Genomic DNA, 17441 nt, shown 5'->3' on the forward strand with positions numbered 1-17441 from the left:
GCCCGGATCGGGGGTGGGCACCGGCGGATCGCGGGGCGCACGCACGCGGGCGGGCCGCCCCCTGCCGGGGACGGCCCGCCCGTCGTGGATCGGCGCGGATGCCTGATCAGAGCATGCAGCTCACGCAGCCCTCGACCTCGGTGCCCTCGATCGCCATCTGCCGCAGGCGGATGTAGTAGAGGGTCTTGATGCCCTTGCGCCAGGCGTAGATCTGCGCCTTGTTGACGTCGCGCGTGGTCGCGGTGTCCGGGAAGAACAGCGTCAGCGACAGGCCCTGGTCCACGTGCTTCGTGGCCTCGGCGTAGGTGTCGATGATCTTCTCGTAGCCGATCTCGTACGCGTCCTCGTAGAACTCGAGGTTGTCGTCGGTCATGTACGGCGCGGGGTAGTACACCCGGCCGATCTTGCCCTCCTTGCGGATCTCGATCTTGGAGACGATCGGGTGGATCGAGGAGGTGGAGTGGTTGATGTAGGAGATGGAGCCGGTCGGCGGCACCGCCTGCAGGTAGGCGTTGTACATGCCGTGGGTCTTCACGTCCTCGCGCAGCTGCGTCCAGTCCTCGACCGTCGGCAGGTGGGCGGAGGAGTTCGCGAAGATCTCGCGCACCCGGGCGGTGCGGGGCTCCCAGACCTCGTCGATGTACTTGTCGAAGTACGCCCCGGTCCCGTAGGCCGAGTTCTCGAAGTCGAAGAAGGTCTCCCCGCGCTGCTTCGCGATGCCCATCGAGGCCTTGATGGCCTGGTAGGTCACCGCGTAGAAGTACATGTTGGTGAAGTCCAGGCCCTCCTCGGAGCCGTAGAAGATCCCCTCGCGCGCCAGGTAGCCGTGCAGGTTCATCTGCCCCAGGCCGATCGCGTGGGACTTGCGGTTGCCCTCGGCGATGGTCGGCACCGACTCGATGTCGGAGGTGTCCGAGACCGCGGTGAGGCCACGGATCGCGGTCGCGATGGTGGTGCCGAAGTCCGGGGAGTCCATCGCCTTGGCGATGTTCAGCGAGCCCAGGTTGCAGGAGATGTCCCGGCCCATGGTGTCGTAGGACAGGTCCACGTTCATCTCGGACGGGGTGGAGACCTGCAGGATCTCCGAGCACAGGTTCGAGTGGGTGACCTTGCCGGGGATCGGGTTCGCCCGGTTCACCGTGTCCTCGAACATGATGTACGGGTAGCCGGACTCGAACTGCAGCTCGGCGAGGGTCTGGAAGAACTCGCGCGCCTTGATCTTCTGCTTGGCGATGCGCGGGTTGTCGACCATCGCCCGGTAGTTCTCGGAGATGTCCACGTCCGCGAAGGGCTTGCCGTACTCGCGCTCCACGTCGTACGGGGAGAACAGGTACATCGGCTCGTTCTTCTTGGCGAGCTCGAAGGTGATGTCGGGGATCACGACGCCGAGGGAGAGGGTCTTGATGCGGATCTTCTCGTCGGCGTTCTCGCGCTTGGTGTCCAGGAACCGCAGGATGTCCGGGTGGTGCGCCTGCAGGTACACCGCGCCGGCGCCCTGGCGGGCACCCAGCTGGTTGGCGTAGGAGAAGGAGTCCTCGAGCAGCTTCATCACGGGGATGACGCCGCTGGACTGGTTCTCGATGTGCTTGATCGGGGCGCCGTACTCGCGCAGGTTGCTCAGCAGCAGGGCCACGCCGCCGCCGCGCTTGGACAGCTGCAGCGCGGAGTTGATGGAGCGCCCGATGGACTCCATGTTGTCCTCGACGCGCAGCAGGAAGCAGGAGACCAGCTCGCCGCGCTGCGCCTTGCCGGCGTTGAGGAAGGTGGGGGTGGCGGGCTGGAAGCGGCCGTCGAGGATCTCCTCGACCAGGTCGCGCGCCAGCTGCTCGTCGCCCTGGGCGAGGGTGAGGGCCACCATCACCACGCGGTCCTCGAAGCGCTCCAGGTAGCGCTTCCCGTCGAAGGTCTTCAGCGTGTACGAGGTGTAGTACTTGAAGGCGCCCAGGAAGGTGGGGAAGCGGAACTTCTTGGCATAGGCCTGCTCCGAGAGCGACTTGATGAACTCGAAGTCGTAGGACTCCACCAGCTCGCGCTCGTAGTACTCGTTCTCCACCAGGTAGTCGAGCTTCTCGCGCAGCGAGTGGAAGAACACCGTGTTGGGGTTCACGTGCTGCAGGAAGTACTCGCGGGCCGCCAGGCGGTCCTTGTCGAACTGGATCGAGCCGTCGGGCCCGTACAGGTTCAGCATCGCGTTCAGCGCGTGGTAGTCGAGCTGCTTGTGATGCTCCATCGGTGGCATCTCGGTCAGTGTCGCCAAAACTCTTCCAATCCGTCGTGGACCTTCTGGACGTCGCGGGGGGTGCCCAGGAGTTCGAATCTGTACATGTGCGGGACGCGGCACTTGGCGGAGATGATGTCCCCCGCCAGGCAGTACGCCTCGCCGAAGTTGGTGTTCCCCCCGCTGATCACGCCCCGGATGCGCGACCGGTTGCGTTCGTCGTTGAGGAACCTGATGACCTGCTTGGGCACGGCGCCGTGGCCGTTGCCGCCCCCGTAGGTCGGGACCATGAGCACGAACTCCTCGTCCATCACGAGGGGGTCGTCCTTGGGGTAGAGGGGGATCCGACGGGCCGGGAGCCCCAGCTTCTCGACGAAGCGGTGGGTGTTGCCCGACACCGAGGAGAAGTAGACGAGGGTGGACACGCCGACGTCTCCCGGGGGCGGATCAGATGACGGCGCTGCGACGCTGCGCGCCGCCCGCGGCCACGATCGCCTTGATCTTGTCGGGACGGAAGCCCGACCAGTGGTCCTCGCCGGAGATGACGACGGGGGCCTGCACGTAGCCCAGGGACTTGATGTGCGCCAGGGCCTCGGCGTCCTCGGTGACGTCGACGACGTCGTAGGCCACGCCGGCCTTGTTCAGGGCGCGCTTGGTGGCGTCGCACTGCACGCAGAGGGGCTTCGAGTACACGGTGATGTCCACGGGGAGGGCCTTTCTCGGACGCCGCGCCGCGAGGGCGCGAGGAGGGAACGGTGAAGCGGGTTCGGGGGGCCGTGCAGGGCCGCTGGCTGCGGTCCGAGGGCCGGTGCGCGATGGGCTCGAGATCCCCTGGCTGCTGCTGTGGTCCTCGTGCACCGCGACCTGACCAACACTACACCTAGTGGTGCCCCCTCCGAGCGACCACAAGATGTACTGAACTACACGTCTGTCATCCACAACACGATGGGGACGGGCTGTGGACGGCTCGGGAGCGCTGGGGACGGAGCCGGGCGGCCCCGCACGGATCGCGGGAACGAGCCGGTCGCGGGGCTGTGGACGGAGGATCTCGAGCCATGCCCCATGGTGGACGAGGGGTCCGACGAACGAGCGCGGAAGGGCGCGGAGGGGGCCGGAACAGATCGGAATGTGGCGTGTCGCGGGCGTGTCGTCGGCGTGTCGTCCGGGGCGGTTCCGGGGTGCGTCCGGGGCGCCCCGGAGCGTCCCCCGCGCTCCCCCACCCGTCCCCCGACCGTCCCCCGTGCTGTCCACGGACTGGGGTCCGGACACGCGACGGCGCCGCCCCTCCCGAGGTGGGAGGAGCGGCGCCAGGGGGTGTTGCTGGAGGGGTCAGGACCTCTCGCGCGGGAGGTCGAGCACCCCGGGCTCGGGGGCGGGGGCGGCGGGGTCCTCCGTGCCGGTCGGCGCGGAGTCCTCGGCCGGATCGGCCGTGTTCGTCGGGGTCGGGGTGTCCGCGGTGGCCGGAGCGCCCGTCGTGGCGGGGGCACCGGCGGGGGCCGTCGCGCCGTGCTCCGGCTCGACGGTGGTGCCGTCGCTCTGCTCGGCGGCGGCGTCCTCTTCCGCTTCGACGGGGGCGTCGATGTCGCGGCCGTCGGCCTCGACCACGGCGGCGAGCACGCGACGCAGCAGCTCCACCTGGGCCAGCTCGGAGGCGGCGCCGGAGATGGGCTCGCGGCCCTTGACCACGAAGGCGTGGAAGCCCTCCCACATCGACTCCGCGGCGCCGTGCCCGGCGGCGGAGGTCGTCTCCTGCACCACCCCGGACTTCTTCTCCCGCAGGGAGACCGCGGTGCGGCGGTCGCCGTGGGAGGGAGCGAACAGCTCGACGTGCAGGCGCTTGCGGGCGGAGAGCACCCGCAGGTGCTCCGAGTACTCGGGGGCGAAGGGCAGGTAGTGCCACACCAGCCGCACCCGGCCGCCGCCCTCCAGCTGGCCCCACAGCTCGATCGAGCCGGGCACCACGCCCGTGGGCCAGTGCCGCACGGCCTCCAGCTCGCTGATCGGCCCGTAGGTGGCCTCGAGCACCGCGAGCTGATGGGCCACGCCCGTCAGCAGCCCCTTCACGTACAGGTCGCGGTCGCGCTGGGTGGCGCTGGGGCCGGAGCCCTCCTTCACCGCGGACTGCAGGGCGCTGCGCCGCTCTGCGCGCTTCTCGGAGGGCAGGTCGTAGGAGGCGGTGGTGACGTGCGCGGCGCCGAACAGCGGCTGGCTCGCGGGCATCAGCACCTCGTGTTCCAGCATCCGCACATCCTTGCGGGCCACGAGGTCCGGCACCCGCTGTACCGACTCGTCGTACTGCTGCGGGTAGGCCATCATCACCAGGCGCCGACCGGTCATCCGCTCGAGGTCGGCGATGCGCGCCACCTCGGCGGCGGAGAAGCCCAGCGGCGGCTCCACCAGCACCGGGATGCCGCGGCGGATCAGCGTCAGCAGGTCCTCGACGTGCAGGCCGTCGGTGGACAGCAGGACCCCGTCGAGGGCGATCTCCTTCGCGCGCACGGCGGCGACCAGGTGGGCGACGCTCGCGTAGCGCTGCTGCTCGGGGACCCCCCACACCTCGGCGGACTCCCGGCGGCGCCGCTCGGAGTGGTCCACCAGCGCGGTCACGGCGAAGCGGTCCCAGCGGCGGCGCAGCACCGGCAGGTGCACGGCCTGGGCCTGGGTGCCGACGCCGATCACGGCGATGTTCAGGGTCTTGGGCATGCGGGGGCTCCTCGAGCGTGGCGGGACTGCGCCCGTTCTACCACACGGCGCCGAGGGCGCCCGGTGCGGCGTCGCAGGTGGTCCTCGCCTATCGTGGGCCCGTCGTCCCCGTCCCCAGGAGGTCCCCGTGTCCACCGCGTTCTACATGGCCGCCCGCGGCATCGTGCGCCTCCCGGTGCGCCTGTTCTGGAAGCCGCGCGTGCGCGGGCTCGAGAACATCCCCGAGGACGGCGCCTTCCTGGTGGCCTCGAACCACCTGGCCAACGTCGACAGCTTCCTGATCCCGGTGGTGCTGCCCAGGCAGGTCTCCTTCGTCTCCAAGGACGACTTCTGGCACAAGCCCGGCCCGATCGGCCGCATCCAGAAGTTCTTCTTCGAGCAGGTCGGCGCGGTGCCCGTGGACCGCGAGGCGCTCTCCTCGGGCAAGGGCGCCCTCCAGGCCGGCCTGGAGATCCTGCGCTCGGGCAAGGGCTTCGCCATCTACCCCGAGGGCACCCGCTCCAAGGATGGAATGCTGCACCCCGGCAAGCAGGGCGCCGCCTGGCTGGCCCTGGAGTCCGGCGCCCCGGTGATCCCGGTCGGCGTGACCGGCACCCCGCAGCTCTTCGCCAAGGGCGCGCGGAAGCGCGGCGTGGTGACCGTCGACGTGGGCGCCCCCATCGAGCTGGACGACATCGACCCCTCGCTGTCCAAGGGCTCCCGACGGCGCCTGATGACCGCGCGGATCATGGACGAGATCCAGGCCCTGTCCGGCCAGCGCCGCTCCGACGTGCCGCTGCCGGACGTCGACGAGGGCTGAGCGTCCGCCCGGGCGCCCCGCCCCCGCCTGCGGACCCGTAGGATCGGGCCAGCGAGCACCGCCCCCGACCCAGGAGTGCAGACATGGCCGTCGTCGTCGGATTCATCCCCACCGAGGTGGGCTACGCCGCCCTGGACGTCGCCCGCGTCGAGGCCGAGCGCCGCGGCGGACCGCTGATCGTCGTCAACGTGTCCCGCGCGGGCGTCACCGGGGATCCGCGCCACGCCTCCGAGCAGCAGTTCGAGATCGCGATGGACCGCCTGCGCGGCGCCGCCGTGCGCGTCGAGCAGCGCCGCGAGACCACCGAGGACGACATCGCCGAGGTGCTGCTGGAGATCCTGGAGCAGGAGAAGGCCGAGCTGCTGGTGCTGGGCATCCGCCGTCAGAAGGACGTGGGCCGCCACCTGCTGGGCCTGACCATCCAGAAGCTCCTGCTCTCCGCCCGCAGCGAGGTGCTGGTCGTCTAGGCGCCGCCGCGAGGCGCCCGACCCGCCCCAAGCTCTGGTTCTTCGACGATCCCTGCCGCTTTCTGGCAGGGATCGTCGAATTTCTCGGGTGGTCCACCCGGGCGGGAGGGGCAAACGATGCGGGCTCTGCGGGCGGGCGCGTCCCCTGCACGGCCGAGGCCCGGCCCTCCCCTCGCGGGGCGGGCCGGGCCTCGTCGTGTCGGGCGCCGCGGATCAGGCGCCGGGGACGTCCTCCCCCTCGCCCGCGAGCGAGGCGCGCTCGATGGCCTCGCCGACCTCCTGGTCGATGTTCTTCCAGTACTGGAAGACGCGGGAGCGCACGGGCTCGATCACGTCGCCCATCATCCCGGAGACGGTCTCCACCAGGCGGGCGCGCTCGTCCTCGCCCATCACCTCACGCACCAGGATGTGCGCCTGGCCGAAGTCGTCGTCCTCGGCGTGGAGGGTGTAGGCCGAGCGCACCATGGTGCCGTCGGCCTCCCAGCCGTTGTCGACCGGGCCCTGCTCGTCCTGGTAGGCGCGGCCGAAGGAGTTCGGCGCGTAGACCGGGGCGTCGCCGCTGTGGAAGAACTGCATCGCCCCCTCCTTGTCGTAGGAGTTGGTCTGGTTCAGCGGACGGTTCACCGGCAGCTGGTTGAAGTTGGTGCCCAGGCGGTTGCGGTGCGCATCCGGGTAGGAGAACACGCGGCCCAGCAGCATCTTGTCGGGCGAGACGCCGGTGCCCGGCACGGTGTTCGAGGGGCTGAAGGCGGCCTGCTCGATCTGCGCGAAGTGGTTGCTGGGGTTCTGATTCAGGGTGAAACGGCCCACGGGGATGCGCGGGTAGTCCTTCTTGGACCAGACCTTGGTGAGGTCGAAGGGGTTGTAGCGGTACTCCTTCGCGTCCTCGTAGGGCATGACCTGCACCTCGAGCTTCCAGGAGGGGAAGTCCCCGCCCTTGATGGACTCGAAGAGGTCACGGCGGTGGTAGTCGCCGTCGCTGCCGGCCAGCTCGTCGGCCTCGGCGTTGGTCAGGAACTCCATGCCCTGCTCGGTGAGGAAGTGGTACTTGACCCAGAACTTCTCGCCGGCCTCGTTGACCCACAGGTAGGTGTGGGAGGAGTAGCCGTTCATGTGGCGCCAGGTCTTCGGGAGGCCGCGGTCGCCCATGAGGTAGGAGACCTGGTGCGCGCTCTCCGGGGAGAGGGTCCAGAAGTCCCACTGCATGGTGGCGTCGCGCAGGCCGGAGTCCGGGGTGCGCTTCTGGGAGTGGATGAAGTCGGGGAACTTCATGGGATCCCGGATGAAGAAGATCGGGGTGTTGTTCCCGACGATGTCGAAGTTCCCCTCCTCGGTGTAGAACTTCAGCGCGAAGCCGCGCACGTCGCGCCAGGTGTCGGGCGAGCCCAGCTCACCGGCCACGGTGGAGAACCGCGCCAGCATCGGGGTCTTCGCGCCCTTCTGGAACAGCCCGGCCTTGGTGTACTGCGAGACGTCCTCGGTGATCTCGAGCTCGCCGAAGGCGCCGGAGCCCTTCGCGTGGGGGCTGCGCTCCGGGATGCGCTCGCGGTCGAAGCGCGCGAGCTTCTCCACCAGGGCCACGTCGTGCAGGAGCAGCGGGCCGTCGGCGCCGATGCTGAGGGAGTGGGCGTCGGACTGGCGCCGCGCGCCCGACTCGGTGGTCGAGGGCAGGGCCGGGTCGAAGCCGGCGGTGGGGTCGACGGTGGTCATGTCGTTCTCCTTGGTGGTGACGGTTTCTGACGAGCTGACAGATCAGCGGGCAGACGGAGGGACAGGGGGACCGGGCCCGGACGGGCCCGGGGATCAGGGGGCGGTGGCGGTGAGCGTCTCGCGGCAGCGGCTGCAGCGACCGCGGAAGACGACCTCGGCGACCTCGATCTCGAAGTCGTGGTCCTCGGCCGGGGTCAGGCAGGGGGCGTGGCCGACGGTGCAGGGCACGTCCTCCAGCCGGCCGCACTCGGTACAGACCAGGTGGTGGTGGTTGTCGTGGCGGTGCAGCTCGTAGCGCATGCTGCGACCGCCGACGGAGACCCGACGCAGGATCTCGGCATCCGTCAGGGCGTTGAGGATGTCGTAGACGGCCTGGCGGGAGACGGTGCCGAGACGGTCGCGCACGGCCTGGGCGACGGACTCGGCGTCGGCGTGCGGGAGCTCGGAGACGACCTCGAGGGTGGCCAGCCGGGGCGCGGTCACGCGCAGGCCCGCATGGCGCAGGGCGGAGGCGTGGTCGAGGCTCGGCATGGCCCGACCCTACCCCATCTATCTGGACTCACTCAAGAAAACGTCCTCATCCAGGAGCGTGCCCGGCGTGTCCACAGCGACCTCCTGCCCTGGTGGTGCCCGACTGGTCCGGTTTAGCCTGCATCCGTGTCCGCTCGTCCCTCGCCCCCGCCCGCGGAGCTCTTCGCCTCCGCGACGGTGCCGCGCCTGGACAGCTGGCTCGCGATCACCCTGGTGACCCTGCTCCTCCTGCTGGGCACCGTGCCGGTTGCCGAGGGGGTGGGGCCGGCCGCTGTGCTCGAGGCGGTGGTGCTGAGCCTCGCCGGCGGCCTGGCGCTGCGGCGCCCCGGCACCGCCTCCGTGGTGATCGCCGTGGTCCTCACCCTCGCCCTGCTGGTCGGCCCGGCGGTGGGCAGCGCCGGGATGCTCGCCGGACCCATCGCCGTGGCGGCCACCGCCGCGAAGGGCCGGATGCCCCTCGCGCTCGGCACCGCCCTGTGGCAGGTCGCCGCCTCCGTCGCCGGGATCCTGCAGTCCGGCACCGCGACCGACAACATCCTCGCCCAGATCACCATCTGGGTGCTGCTCCAGGTCACCGCCCTGCTGGCGGGCGCCTGGGGCCGGGAGCTGATCCGCTCCGCCGGCCGGGAGCGCACCCGCCGCATCGAGGACCTCGCCGAACAGCGCCGGGCGATCGCCCGCGAGCTGCACGACACCGGGGTGCGCTCGATGGCGCAGGTGGTGATGCTCGCCGAGACCGCCGCTCACCCGGGCCGCGAGCTCCGCGCCCCGGGCCGGCACGCCCCCACCACCAGCGAGGCCGCCGCCCTGGCGCGCATCTCCTCCATCGCGCGGGACGGCACCGAGCAGATGCGGGAGCTGCTCGAGGAGCTCCGCCGCCGCACCTCCGCCGGGGAGTCCCCCGTCCCGCCGTCGCCGGCGAGGGCGGGCTCGCTGATGCAGCGCTCCCGGGACCGGCTCCGCGAGGAGGGCTTCGACGTGCAGCTCTCCACCGAGGGATCGCTGGACTCCGTCAGCGGGCCCCAGCCCCTGCTGGCCCGCTGTCTCGGCGAGATCGAGGCCAACGTGCTGCGCCACGGCGAGCGCTCCTCCCCCGTGGCGATCCTGCTGGAGGTCCGCAGCATCGCCGAGGCCGCCCCGATGATCGAGCTGGCCGTCCTCAACGGGGTGATGCGCAGCGACCGCCGTGGCCGTGACACCCCCGAGGACCTCCCCGGTGGCGTCGGCCTGCTGGGGATGGGTGAACGCCTCCGCGAGGTCGGCGGCCATCTCACCACCCGTCGCGAGGGCGACACCTACCTCACCCGCGTGCTGATCCCGGCCGCCGTTCCCCGGTCCGTCCCCGGCGTCGTCGCACCCCCCAGGAGCACGGCATGAGCACGCCCACCTCGACCGACACCGTCCAGGTGCTGATCTGCGACGACGACGCGATCGTGCGCGAGGCCCTGACCGGGGTGCTCGCTCGCGAGGAGGGCATCGCCGTGCGCGCGGCCGTGGGCACGGGCGAGGAGGCCCTCGCACTGATCCCCGGCGGCGTCGACGTGGTGCTGATGGACCTCACCCTGCCGGGTCTGGACGGCCTGGCCGCCACCCGCCGGGCCGCCGCCGAGCACCCCGGGGTGCGGGTGCTGGTGCTGACCACCTTCGGCACCGACGAGCAGATCCGCGAGGCCATCGCCGCCGGGGCCGTGGGATTCCTGCTGAAGACCACCCCCTCGGCGGCGCTGGTGGCCGCCGTGCGCGGGGCGGCGGAGCGGGCCGGCACCCTGCTCTCCCCGGAGATCGCCGAGCAGCTCGCCACCGGTGACGGGGTCGACCCGGGCGCCGGCGAGGCCCCGGTGGACGCGGAGACCCTGCAGACCCTGCACCTCAGCGAGCGGGAGCGGGAGGTGCTGGCCCTGGTGTGCGCCGCGGAGCCCAACGCCCGGATCGCGAAGGCGCTGATGCTCTCGGAGTCCACCGTGAAGTCGCACCTGTCCTCGCTGATGGCGAAGCTCGGCTGCGCCTCCCGCCTGCAGCTCGCGCTGCGGGCCTTCGAGCTCGGCCTGGTGCCCGCCCCGCGCCCGGGCCGGCGGGGCTGAGCCTCAGTTCGTGGTGGGCTGCAGGGTGCTGGGGCCGCGGGTGGAGCCGTAGAGCGTCCCGCGTCAGGTGACCGTGCGACGGACGTCGATGGTGACGCCCGGGCAGGTGGAGACGGCGACGGCGGGGCGGGCCACCGCGGCCAGCGCGACGGCGGCGGCCCAGGCGAGGGTGCGGGCCAGCCGGCGGCGGCTCAGGACGGGGCTCGCGCCGGGGGCGGGCTCGAGGGGAGCAGGCGGAATCGGGTTCGACGACATCAGGACCTGTCGGTGCTCGGAGGAGACGGCAGCGATCGACGACCTGCGCTCGACCGGACAGTAGACCCAAGCGACGCGGGTGGGGAGGTATCGCGGCACACGCCGCGATGGGATCTGCGCGACGGGCTCTTCAGAGTTGAGTGTGTGGTGATGCGTCGAGGCCGCCGGTGATGAGGAGCATTCGTAGGCGGTAGTGCTCGTAGTTCCGGAAGCCGCGGGCGGTGCGGCGGCCGAGTTCGATGATCCCGTTGACGGCCTCGGTGCCGCCGTTGCTCGCGCCGTCGGTGTCGAAGTAGGCCAGGAATGCTGTCCGCCAGCGGCGCAGGGTCTTCCCGAGTCGGGCGATCTCGGGGATCGGGCAGGACGGCAGGGAGGCGATGAGCCTCTCGGCGAGCTGTCGCCCTCGTGCGGGTGTGGGCTGGTGGAACACGTCGCGGAGGTCTTGGGAGCAGTGGTAGGCGACCTCGACCGCGACATGATCGGGATGCGCCGCGAACGCGCTGGCCAGCCGAGTCTGCTGGCGCGGGGTGAGGCGTTCGCGCCCCGCGCGGAGGATGTGGCGGATGCCGTAGAGGGGATCTCCCTTGCGGCCGCGGTGGCCGAGGGTCTCCTGCTGGATCCGGCGGCGAACGTCATCGACCGCCGCCCTGCCGAGCTTGACGATGTGGAAGGCGTCCAGCACGCAGGTCGCATCTTCGAGCTGGTCATCGATCGCGTTCTTATATCCCTGGAACGGGTCCAGCGTCGCGATCTCGACCTTCCGGCGGAACGTCTCGCCCCGCTTGTCCAGCCAGTCTCGGTAGGCCTTGCCGGATCGGCCGGGGACCAGGTCCAGCAGCCTGGCGGTGGGGTGGGGTCCTCGGGTCAGGTCGACCATCCCGGTGAGCTCCTTCGGGCCGCGCCGGCGCGGGTCCCGGTGGTGCCAGATGTGCTCGTCCACGCCCAGGACCTGCACTCCCTCGAACCGGGACGGGTCGTTCGCAGCCTCGATCAGGAGTGGTCGGACCTGGGACCAGACCGTGTTCCACGTCGTGCCGAGCTGGCGAGCAAGGCCCTGGATCGTCGCTCCCTCGCGGCGGAGCTGACCGATCGCCCAGCGGATCGCGCGCGTGCTCAGCAGGCCCCGCGGAGCGCAGACCTCCGGGTCCTGCTCCACGAACGAGACCACCTCGCAGATGCCCTCGTGGCAGATCCAGCGGCGCTTGCGCCACCGGATCCGCACTGGACGGCCCGCCCAGGGCGCATCGATCACCTCGACCATCACTCGGCCGTGACCAGCGGCGATGACTCCGCAACCAGGGCATCCGGCCACTGGATCGCAGGACTCGACCTCGAGCACCAGGCCCGTACGGCCCTTCACCACCGAGGCCAGATGGAGGCTGGGGAAATCGAGGAGAAGATCGCAACGGTCGCAGCGGCCGAGCGCGTCAGAGCAGGCGCACGTAGAGTTGGGCATTGTCGAGGTCCTTGAGATCAGCGGGGGTAGAAGTCCGCTCATCATCGAGGACCTCGACGTCTATCCCCAGCGACCCGACGCCACCGGCGCGCCCACACTCAACTCTGAAGAGCCCCGTTAGCCCATGCCTCAATGCGGTTGGTGAACAGCGGTCGCTCTTCCCAGACGAGGTGCCAAGCCTTCGAGTAGTAGCAGAGCTTCTGCAGCTTCATCGCTGTCGTCCCGCCCTGTTTCTCCAGGATGTACGACGCGACGTCAAGGACGGTAGCCATCGTTCTCGCCTCTCACTCTCGACTCCCGGGGCAGAGATATCCACTGGCGTCCACACTTTATCCACACCCCGATGTGGACCACTCTAGTCCCTGGAGCGTGGCCTACGCACGCCGGTGCGGGCGCGGTCACGGATAGTGCGGAGCTCAGGTCTGCTGCACACCCGCGGCGCGGAGGATCTTGTAGACGGTGCTCTCGTCCTCGTTGATGAGGACCGCGATGTCGCGCACCTCGAGGCCAGCTGCGCGAGCGTCGGCGACGGCCTCGCTGCGGCGTCGCGTACTGTCGGTGGTGCGCTCGGTCGGTGATACGGACCCGGCCGAGCGTGCCCATAAGCGGCCGCGAACATCGTGCCCAGGTGCGCACCAGTGGCGCGCTCACCGTGTCACGTGGCGGAGCACTCAGGTGTGTTCCACGCCAGCGGCGCGTGTACGCGCGACGGTGTCGCTGCAGCTGCAGCGGAGGACCGGTCAGGCTCACGAGCGAAGGGCGCCCACGTCGTCAAGAGCCTGTGAAGACGCCCAGGGCGGCCCCGTACAGTTCGAATGGTCGAGGGACCCCTCGACGGTTCGGGGGCCGATGCGACCCCACCTCGACGTTAGGTTCCGATGACGCCTACTTCCTTGACTCCCCGGTCTTCACCCGCCCGTGACGTGCCAGCAGAGCATCCTTCGGCCCTCGACTCCCTGATCGACGCGACCTCGTTCCCGCCGCAGCTTCGCGCCTTCGTGGAGGTCTCCCGGGAGATCCGCGCGCTGGGCCTGCTAGAACGCGCCCGGTGGTACTACGTCCTTGTGGCGGCCGCGCTTGCGACCGCACTGCTCGGATGCGCGGTCGCTTTCGTCTTCCTCGGCGACAGCTGGTTCCAGCTCCTCGTCGCGGCCGCCATCGGGATCATCCTGACCCAGATCGCGTTCGTCGCGCATGAGGCTGGCCACCGTCAAGTTCTGGCCAGTGGGCGCGCCAACACCCGTCTTGCGCGCCTCCTCGCCGGCACCACCGGCCTGTCCTTCAGCTGGTGGGACCGCAAACACTCCCGCCATCACGGCAATCCCAACCAGGTGGGCAAGGATCCCGACATCGCCGTGGACACCATCTCCTTCCTCGCCTCCGACGCGGCCAAGTCCCGCGGGATCCTCCGCTGGATCACGCAACGCCAGGGATGGCTGTTCTTCCCGCTTCTCACACTCGAGGGGCTGAACCTGCACATGCACAGCTTCCGCCACCTCTTCTCGCCACGGCCCACGACCCACCGATTCACGGAGCTCGGGCTGGTGACTGGTCGGTTCGCTCTCCTCGTCGCACCCGCGTTCGTCCTGCTACCGTTGGGGATGGCGTTCGCGTTCAGCGGCGTCCAGCTCGCCGTGTTCGGCGTGTACATGGGGGCGTCGTTCGCTCCGAACCACACAGGGATGCCCACCGTCGCTCCGGATGCCCGCCTCGACTTCTTCTCGAAGCAGGTGCGCACCTCGCGCAACATCTCCGGCGGTCGGTGGGCGACGCTCGTGTACGGAGGGCTCAACCACCAGATCGAGCACCACCTGTTCCCCTCCATGCCGCGCCCGCACCTCGCGAAGGCCCGCCGACTCGTCCGCGAGAAGTGTGCTGCCCTAGCAGTCCCCTACGCCGAGGAGCCCGCACACCGCGCCTACCTCATCGTGGTTCGACACCTCAACGAAGTAGGCCTGGCGGCCCGGGATCCCTTCACCTGCCCGATCCTCGCGCAGTACCGACCGACGCCCTAGGTGCGGAGAGACGAGAACTTGGCGACCTCCGTGAGTGCCTCCTCGCTCATCACGCGGTATCGCGGGACGCTCGACACGTTTTCTCCTCTCACGCGAGCTCCTAGGCCCCGTCAGGGCAGTGCCGACGGAGCTCGGTGATGCTGGCCGCCGCGAGGGCTGCGAGGCCGTCGCCGACGCCCTCGCTGCGGCGCTGCAGCATGACCTCGCGCTCGTGAGCGTTGTCGTCGATCTGCTCGCGTCCATTGCGGAGCGCGTCCTGCGGCTGGTCGCTGTCCACGGCTCTCCCGGTGGGCTCGGCGGTCTGCTCGGATCTTCGCAGGCTACGCGGCTGGATCAGCCGCACGCGTCGAGCCGCCGCGTCCGGGCGAGCCCGGGCGGGCCGCGTTCCACTGGTCCACCGTCTCGGGAAGCCATCCCATGGTCCCGCGGCCGCTGGCGCCGATGACGACGTCCGGCTCCGGGAGGGTGTACCGGGACAGGGTGGGCACCTTGACGCCGATCCGCTCTGCGAGCTCGGTGCGGGACAGGTAGACCGTGGTCATCGTCGGGCCCGGTGGGCAGCGAGGCTGACGCCGACGGCCGCAACGGTGATCGCGCCGGCGGCGATGGCCCAGCCTGTCAGCCCGGAGGCTGCAGCCCAGGCGGTCAGGGCGGAGGCTGCGATGGCGAGCCACGTGGTGGAGATGGTCCTGTTCTTCATGTCCGGTCGCGTGGGATGCTTGCCAGGCGGGCGGCCCCGGGGTACTTGCTCTACTCCGGGACCGCCTCGCGCTCACTCCTCGTCGTCGTCCTTGCGGATCGTCGCGATCAGGTCGGCTGTCGCTTTGACGAGTGCGGCGGCCGCGGCGATGACGGCCGCGATGCCTGGCAGGTGTTCCATGCTTCCTCCTCTCTTCGGTTATGGCTCTACTGTACATCAGTAGTTATGCCTCCGCAAGGGGTAGGGCCGACTCCATGGCCCCATGGCTCACGCATCATGCTCGGACTCAGGCCGGATCCCAGTCTCCCGGGTCCTGAGACCCCTCCCCGAGCTCGTCCCAGCGCTTCTCGTCGCGCTCGATCCGCTCAGCGGTCTCCGGGAACGAGCAGGCGACGCCTCGGCCCGCAGCGAGCTCCCGATCGAACAGCGCCCGCAGCTCGGCCTGCTCGCGCAGGTTCCGCTCCTGGTCCGCGCTAACGATGCGTCGCCGGCCGCCATCGGTCAGGTCATAGTCGCTCATGCGGCGACCCTGCACCGGGGGTCTGACGAACGAGATGGGCGACCCGATGGGACACCGATCGCCAATGGGTCACCAGATGGGCGTCCAGCGATCCCGAGGAGAGGGAATGAAGAAGCCCCCGCCACCTTGAACCTGCAGGTGACGGGGGCTTTCTCTGTGGAGCCGCCTGCCGGAATCGAACCGGCGACCTATTCATTACGAGTGAATCGCTCTGCCGACTGAGCTAAGGCGGCGTCCCCGCCGGTCACCCGGCGGACCGGACCACTGTACGAGACCGCCGCGCGGGCGCGCAAAGCCCGCGGCGGCGATCCTGCCGAGGTCACACTCGCCCGCGGGGCCCGCCGACGGGGATCAGCAGGTGGCGCCCTCGGCGGGCACCTCGTCCTCGAGCAGGTAGGCGTCCACCAGCTCCTCGATGCAGCCGCCGGAGCGGCCGTAGGCGGTGTGCCCCTCGCCCTCGCGGGTGACCAGCACCCCGGAGTCGAGCTGTGCGGCCAGGGCCTCCGCCCAGGAGTAGGGGGTGGCCGGGTCGCCGGTGGTGCCGATGACGACGATGGGGCCGGCGCCCTCGGCGTGGATCTCGGCGGGCTCCCGCACCGGCCCCTCGGGCCACATCGAGCAGGCGTAGCCGCTGAAGCCGAAGGTCGGGCCGAAGGTCGGGTTCTCCTCGGCGAGGCGCTCGGCCTCGCTGCGCTGCCAGTCCATGTCCGTCACCGCAGGATGGTCCAGGCAGTTCACGGCGGTGATGGCCACCGCGGAGTTGCCGTTGTAGGAGCCGTCGAGGTTCCGGTTCGCGCCCTGGTCGGCGAGGCTCAGCAGGGCGGTGCCGTCCCCGTCCATCGCGTCGGCCAGCGCGTCGCGACCCAGCGACCAGGTGCCGTCCTCGTACATCAGGATCAGCAGCCCGGCACGGGCCAGGGACCCGGTGAGAGGCCGTTCGGGATCGCCCGTGGGCAGCGGCTCCTCCTCCACGGAGGCCAGGAAGTCCAGCAGCTGCTGCTTGGCCTCGGCGGGCTCGCCCTCAAGCGGGCACTCCTCCCCCGCGTCCAGACAGGCCTCGATGAAGGCGTCGGTGGCGCCCTCGAAGGCCTCCGCCTGGCCGGCGCTGAACTCGTCGCCGATGAGGCTGGGGTCGATGGCGCCGTCCAGCACGAAGGAGCCGACGCGGTCCGGATAGGTCTCGGCGTAAGTCGCGCCGAGGTAGGTGCCGTAGGAGAAGCCCAGGTAGTCGAGCTGCTCGGAGCCGACGGCGGCGCGCATCACGTCCAGGTCGCGGGCGGCGGAGAGGGTGTCGAGGTAGGGCAGCAGCTCGCCGGAGTCGGCCTCGCACCCCTCGGCGGTGCGCTCGCCCCAGGTGGTCATCGCCTCGAAGCCCTCCTCGGTGAGCGGCAGGTCGTCGGCGGCGCGGCGCTCGTCGAGCTCCTCGTCGCTGAGGCAGTCGATGCCGGCGCTCTGGCCGACGCCGCGGGGGTCGAAGCCGATCACGTCGTAGGAGGCGAGCACGTCGGCGGAGAAGGTGTACTCGGCGTTGGTCGCGAAGTCGACGCCGGAGCCGCCGGGGCCGCCGGGGTTCACGAACAGGCTGCCCGTGGTCTCGGCACCGGTGGCGACGTGCTTGACCAGCGCCAGGTCGATATCCCCGGCGTCGGGGTCGTCCCACTGCACCGGCACCGAGATCGTCGCGCACTCCAGGGCCGCTCCGGAGGCGGTGGCGCCGCAGTCGCTCCAGACCATGTCCTGCTCGTAGTAGGCGGCGTAGGCGGGGTCGGCGACGGGATCCTCCAGGTCCGCGGCGGCGGAGGTGCCGGTCTCGGCGAGCGCGGGACCGCTCTGCTCGGCGTCCTCGGAGGCGGCGTTTCCGCCTCCCGCGTCGCTGCCGCCGCCGGTCTCCCCGCCGCCGGTGCAGGAGGCGAGGACCAGCGCGGAGGCCGCGGCCACCGTCCCCAGTCGGGCGAGGGGGCGGCGGGCCCGGGACATCAGCGACAT

18 protein-coding genes and 1 tRNA gene are annotated in these 17441 nt (G+C 70.6%); 5 read left to right on the plus strand and 14 right to left on the minus strand.

The features are described 5' to 3' along the window. Positions 1-106 precede the first annotated feature (106 nt). From nrdE to OM98_RS00660, 4 genes are all read right to left on the minus strand, one after another. Positions 107-2239 carry a class 1b ribonucleoside-diphosphate reductase subunit alpha gene (gene nrdE / locus OM98_RS00645; RefSeq protein ID WP_029362603.1) on the minus strand — a complete coding sequence of 711 codons (2133 nt, stop codon included), beginning with the start codon at positions 2237-2239 and terminating at the stop codon, positions 107-109. Between the two features lie 5 nt (positions 2240-2244). Next, positions 2245-2643 carry a class Ib ribonucleoside-diphosphate reductase assembly flavoprotein NrdI gene (nrdI, locus tag OM98_RS00650; RefSeq protein ID WP_010532626.1) on the minus strand — a complete coding sequence of 133 codons (399 nt, stop codon included), beginning with the start codon at positions 2641-2643 and terminating at the stop codon, positions 2245-2247. A 22-nt stretch (positions 2644-2665) separates the two neighbouring features. Beyond that, positions 2666-2923, minus strand: a complete 258-nt coding sequence (gene nrdH, locus OM98_RS00655) for a glutaredoxin-like protein NrdH (protein ID WP_010532627.1) — start codon at positions 2921-2923, stop codon at positions 2666-2668. 624 nt (positions 2924-3547) lie between these two features. Continuing rightward, on the minus strand, positions 3548-4921 hold the full coding sequence (locus OM98_RS00660; protein WP_010532628.1) for a Gfo/Idh/MocA family protein: 1374 nt from the start codon (positions 4919-4921) through the stop codon (positions 3548-3550). Positions 4922-5048: 127 nt separating this feature from the next. On the opposite strand from OM98_RS00660, the gene OM98_RS00665 reads away from it, so the two are divergent. Both OM98_RS00665 and OM98_RS00670 read left to right on the plus strand, forming a co-directional pair. After that, a complete protein-coding gene (locus OM98_RS00665) occupies positions 5049-5720 on the plus strand; it encodes a lysophospholipid acyltransferase family protein (RefSeq protein ID WP_010532629.1) in 672 nt (223 codons plus the stop codon). A gap of 83 nt (positions 5721-5803) precedes the next feature. Beyond that, positions 5804-6187 carry a universal stress protein gene (locus tag OM98_RS00670; RefSeq protein ID WP_010532630.1) on the plus strand — a complete coding sequence of 128 codons (384 nt, stop codon included), beginning with the start codon at positions 5804-5806 and terminating at the stop codon, positions 6185-6187. 213 nt (positions 6188-6400) lie between these two features. Here OM98_RS00670 and OM98_RS00675 read toward each other — a convergent pair whose 3' ends face one another. Both OM98_RS00675 and OM98_RS00680 read right to left on the minus strand, forming a co-directional pair. Next, complete coding sequence (locus tag OM98_RS00675; protein ID WP_010532631.1) at positions 6401-7897, minus strand: catalase; 1497 nt, start codon at positions 7895-7897, stop codon at positions 6401-6403. A 93-nt stretch (positions 7898-7990) separates the two neighbouring features. Beyond that, complete coding sequence (locus tag OM98_RS00680; RefSeq protein ID WP_010532632.1) at positions 7991-8428, minus strand: Fur family transcriptional regulator; 438 nt, start codon at positions 8426-8428, stop codon at positions 7991-7993. A 126-nt stretch (positions 8429-8554) separates the two neighbouring features. Here OM98_RS00680 and OM98_RS00685 point away from each other — a divergent pair, with 126 nt between their 5' ends. Beyond that, on the plus strand, positions 8555-9805 hold the full coding sequence (locus tag OM98_RS00685; RefSeq protein WP_010532633.1) for a histidine kinase: 1251 nt from the start codon (positions 8555-8557) through the stop codon (positions 9803-9805). After that, positions 9802-10509, plus strand: coding sequence for a response regulator transcription factor (locus OM98_RS00690; protein WP_010532634.1), 708 nt, complete (start codon positions 9802-9804; stop codon positions 10507-10509). Before OM98_RS00685 ends, OM98_RS00690 begins: the two co-directional genes overlap by 4 nt. A 63-nt stretch (positions 10510-10572) precedes the next feature. On the opposite strand, the gene OM98_RS00695 is transcribed toward OM98_RS00690, so the two are convergent. Both OM98_RS00695 and OM98_RS00700 read right to left on the minus strand, forming a co-directional pair. Continuing rightward, positions 10573-10764, minus strand: coding sequence for a hypothetical protein (locus tag OM98_RS00695; RefSeq protein WP_010532635.1), 192 nt, complete (start codon positions 10762-10764; stop codon positions 10573-10575). A 130-nt stretch (positions 10765-10894) separates the two neighbouring features. After that, a complete protein-coding gene (locus OM98_RS00700; protein ID WP_010532636.1) occupies positions 10895-12220 on the minus strand; it encodes an ISL3 family transposase in 1326 nt (441 codons plus the stop codon). An 878-nt stretch (positions 12221-13098) separates the two neighbouring features. Here OM98_RS00700 and OM98_RS00710 point away from each other — a divergent pair. Then, a complete protein-coding gene (locus OM98_RS00710; RefSeq protein ID WP_010532638.1) occupies positions 13099-14235 on the plus strand; it encodes a fatty acid desaturase family protein in 1137 nt (378 codons plus the stop codon). Between the two features lie 100 nt (positions 14236-14335). On the opposite strand, the gene OM98_RS15730 is transcribed toward OM98_RS00710, so the two are convergent. The 6 genes from OM98_RS15730 to OM98_RS00730 form a co-directional block, all read right to left on the minus strand. Next, positions 14336-14512 (minus strand): hypothetical protein, encoded by a 177-nt coding sequence (locus OM98_RS15730; RefSeq protein ID WP_175285929.1) that lies wholly within the window; start codon positions 14510-14512, stop codon positions 14336-14338. Between the two features lie 43 nt (positions 14513-14555). Further along, complete coding sequence (locus OM98_RS00715) at positions 14556-14777, minus strand: helix-turn-helix transcriptional regulator (protein WP_010532639.1); 222 nt, start codon at positions 14775-14777, stop codon at positions 14556-14558. Next, positions 14774-14935: a hypothetical protein gene (locus OM98_RS15735; protein ID WP_175285930.1), complete on the minus strand. Its 162-nt coding sequence runs from the start codon at positions 14933-14935 to the stop codon at positions 14774-14776. Before OM98_RS15735 ends, OM98_RS00715 begins: the two co-directional genes overlap by 4 nt. 286 nt (positions 14936-15221) lie before the next feature. Beyond that, on the minus strand, positions 15222-15455 hold the full coding sequence (locus OM98_RS00720) for a hypothetical protein (protein WP_010532640.1): 234 nt from the start codon (positions 15453-15455) through the stop codon (positions 15222-15224). Positions 15456-15612: 157 nt separating this feature from the next. After that, positions 15613-15688, minus strand: a tRNA-Thr gene (locus OM98_RS00725). Positions 15689-15806: 118 nt separating this feature from the next. After that, positions 15807-17441, minus strand: a complete 1635-nt coding sequence (locus OM98_RS00730; RefSeq protein ID WP_010532641.1) for an alpha/beta hydrolase — start codon at positions 17439-17441, stop codon at positions 15807-15809.

This window comes from Brachybacterium squillarum M-6-3 (assembly GCF_000225825.1).
Classification (GTDB): Bacteria; Actinomycetota; Actinomycetes; order Actinomycetales; family Dermabacteraceae; genus Brachybacterium; species Brachybacterium squillarum.

Coding starts and splice junctions, on each gene's coding strand:
- nrdE (WP_029362603.1), bottom strand. CDS start 2,239: ATGCCACCGATGGAGCATCACAAGCAGCTCGACTACCACGCGCTGAAC.
- OM98_RS00660 (WP_010532628.1), bottom strand. CDS start 4,921: ATGCCCAAGACCCTGAACATCGCCGTGATCGGCGTCGGCACCCAGGCC.
- OM98_RS00670 (WP_010532630.1), top strand. CDS start 5,804: ATGGCCGTCGTCGTCGGATTCATCCCCACCGAGGTGGGCTACGCCGCC.
- OM98_RS00675 (WP_010532631.1), bottom strand. CDS start 7,897: ATGACCACCGTCGACCCCACCGCCGGCTTCGACCCGGCCCTGCCCTCG.
- OM98_RS00680 (WP_010532632.1), bottom strand. CDS start 8,428: ATGCCGAGCCTCGACCACGCCTCCGCCCTGCGCCATGCGGGCCTGCGC.
- OM98_RS00690 (WP_010532634.1), top strand. CDS start 9,802: ATGAGCACGCCCACCTCGACCGACACCGTCCAGGTGCTGATCTGCGAC.
- OM98_RS00695 (WP_010532635.1), bottom strand. CDS start 10,764: ATGTCGTCGAACCCGATTCCGCCTGCTCCCCTCGAGCCCGCCCCCGGC.
- OM98_RS00700 (WP_010532636.1), bottom strand. CDS start 12,220: ATGCCCAACTCTACGTGCGCCTGCTCTGACGCGCTCGGCCGCTGCGAC.
- OM98_RS00710 (WP_010532638.1), top strand. CDS start 13,099: ATGACGCCTACTTCCTTGACTCCCCGGTCTTCACCCGCCCGTGACGTG.
- OM98_RS00715 (WP_010532639.1), bottom strand. CDS start 14,777: ATGACCACGGTCTACCTGTCCCGCACCGAGCTCGCAGAGCGGATCGGC.
- OM98_RS15735 (WP_175285930.1), bottom strand. CDS start 14,935: ATGAAGAACAGGACCATCTCCACCACGTGGCTCGCCATCGCAGCCTCC.
- OM98_RS00720 (WP_010532640.1), bottom strand. CDS start 15,455: ATGAGCGACTATGACCTGACCGATGGCGGCCGGCGACGCATCGTTAGC.
- OM98_RS00730 (WP_010532641.1), bottom strand. CDS start 17,441: ATGTCGCTGATGTCCCGGGCCCGCCGCCCCCTCGCCCGACTGGGGACG.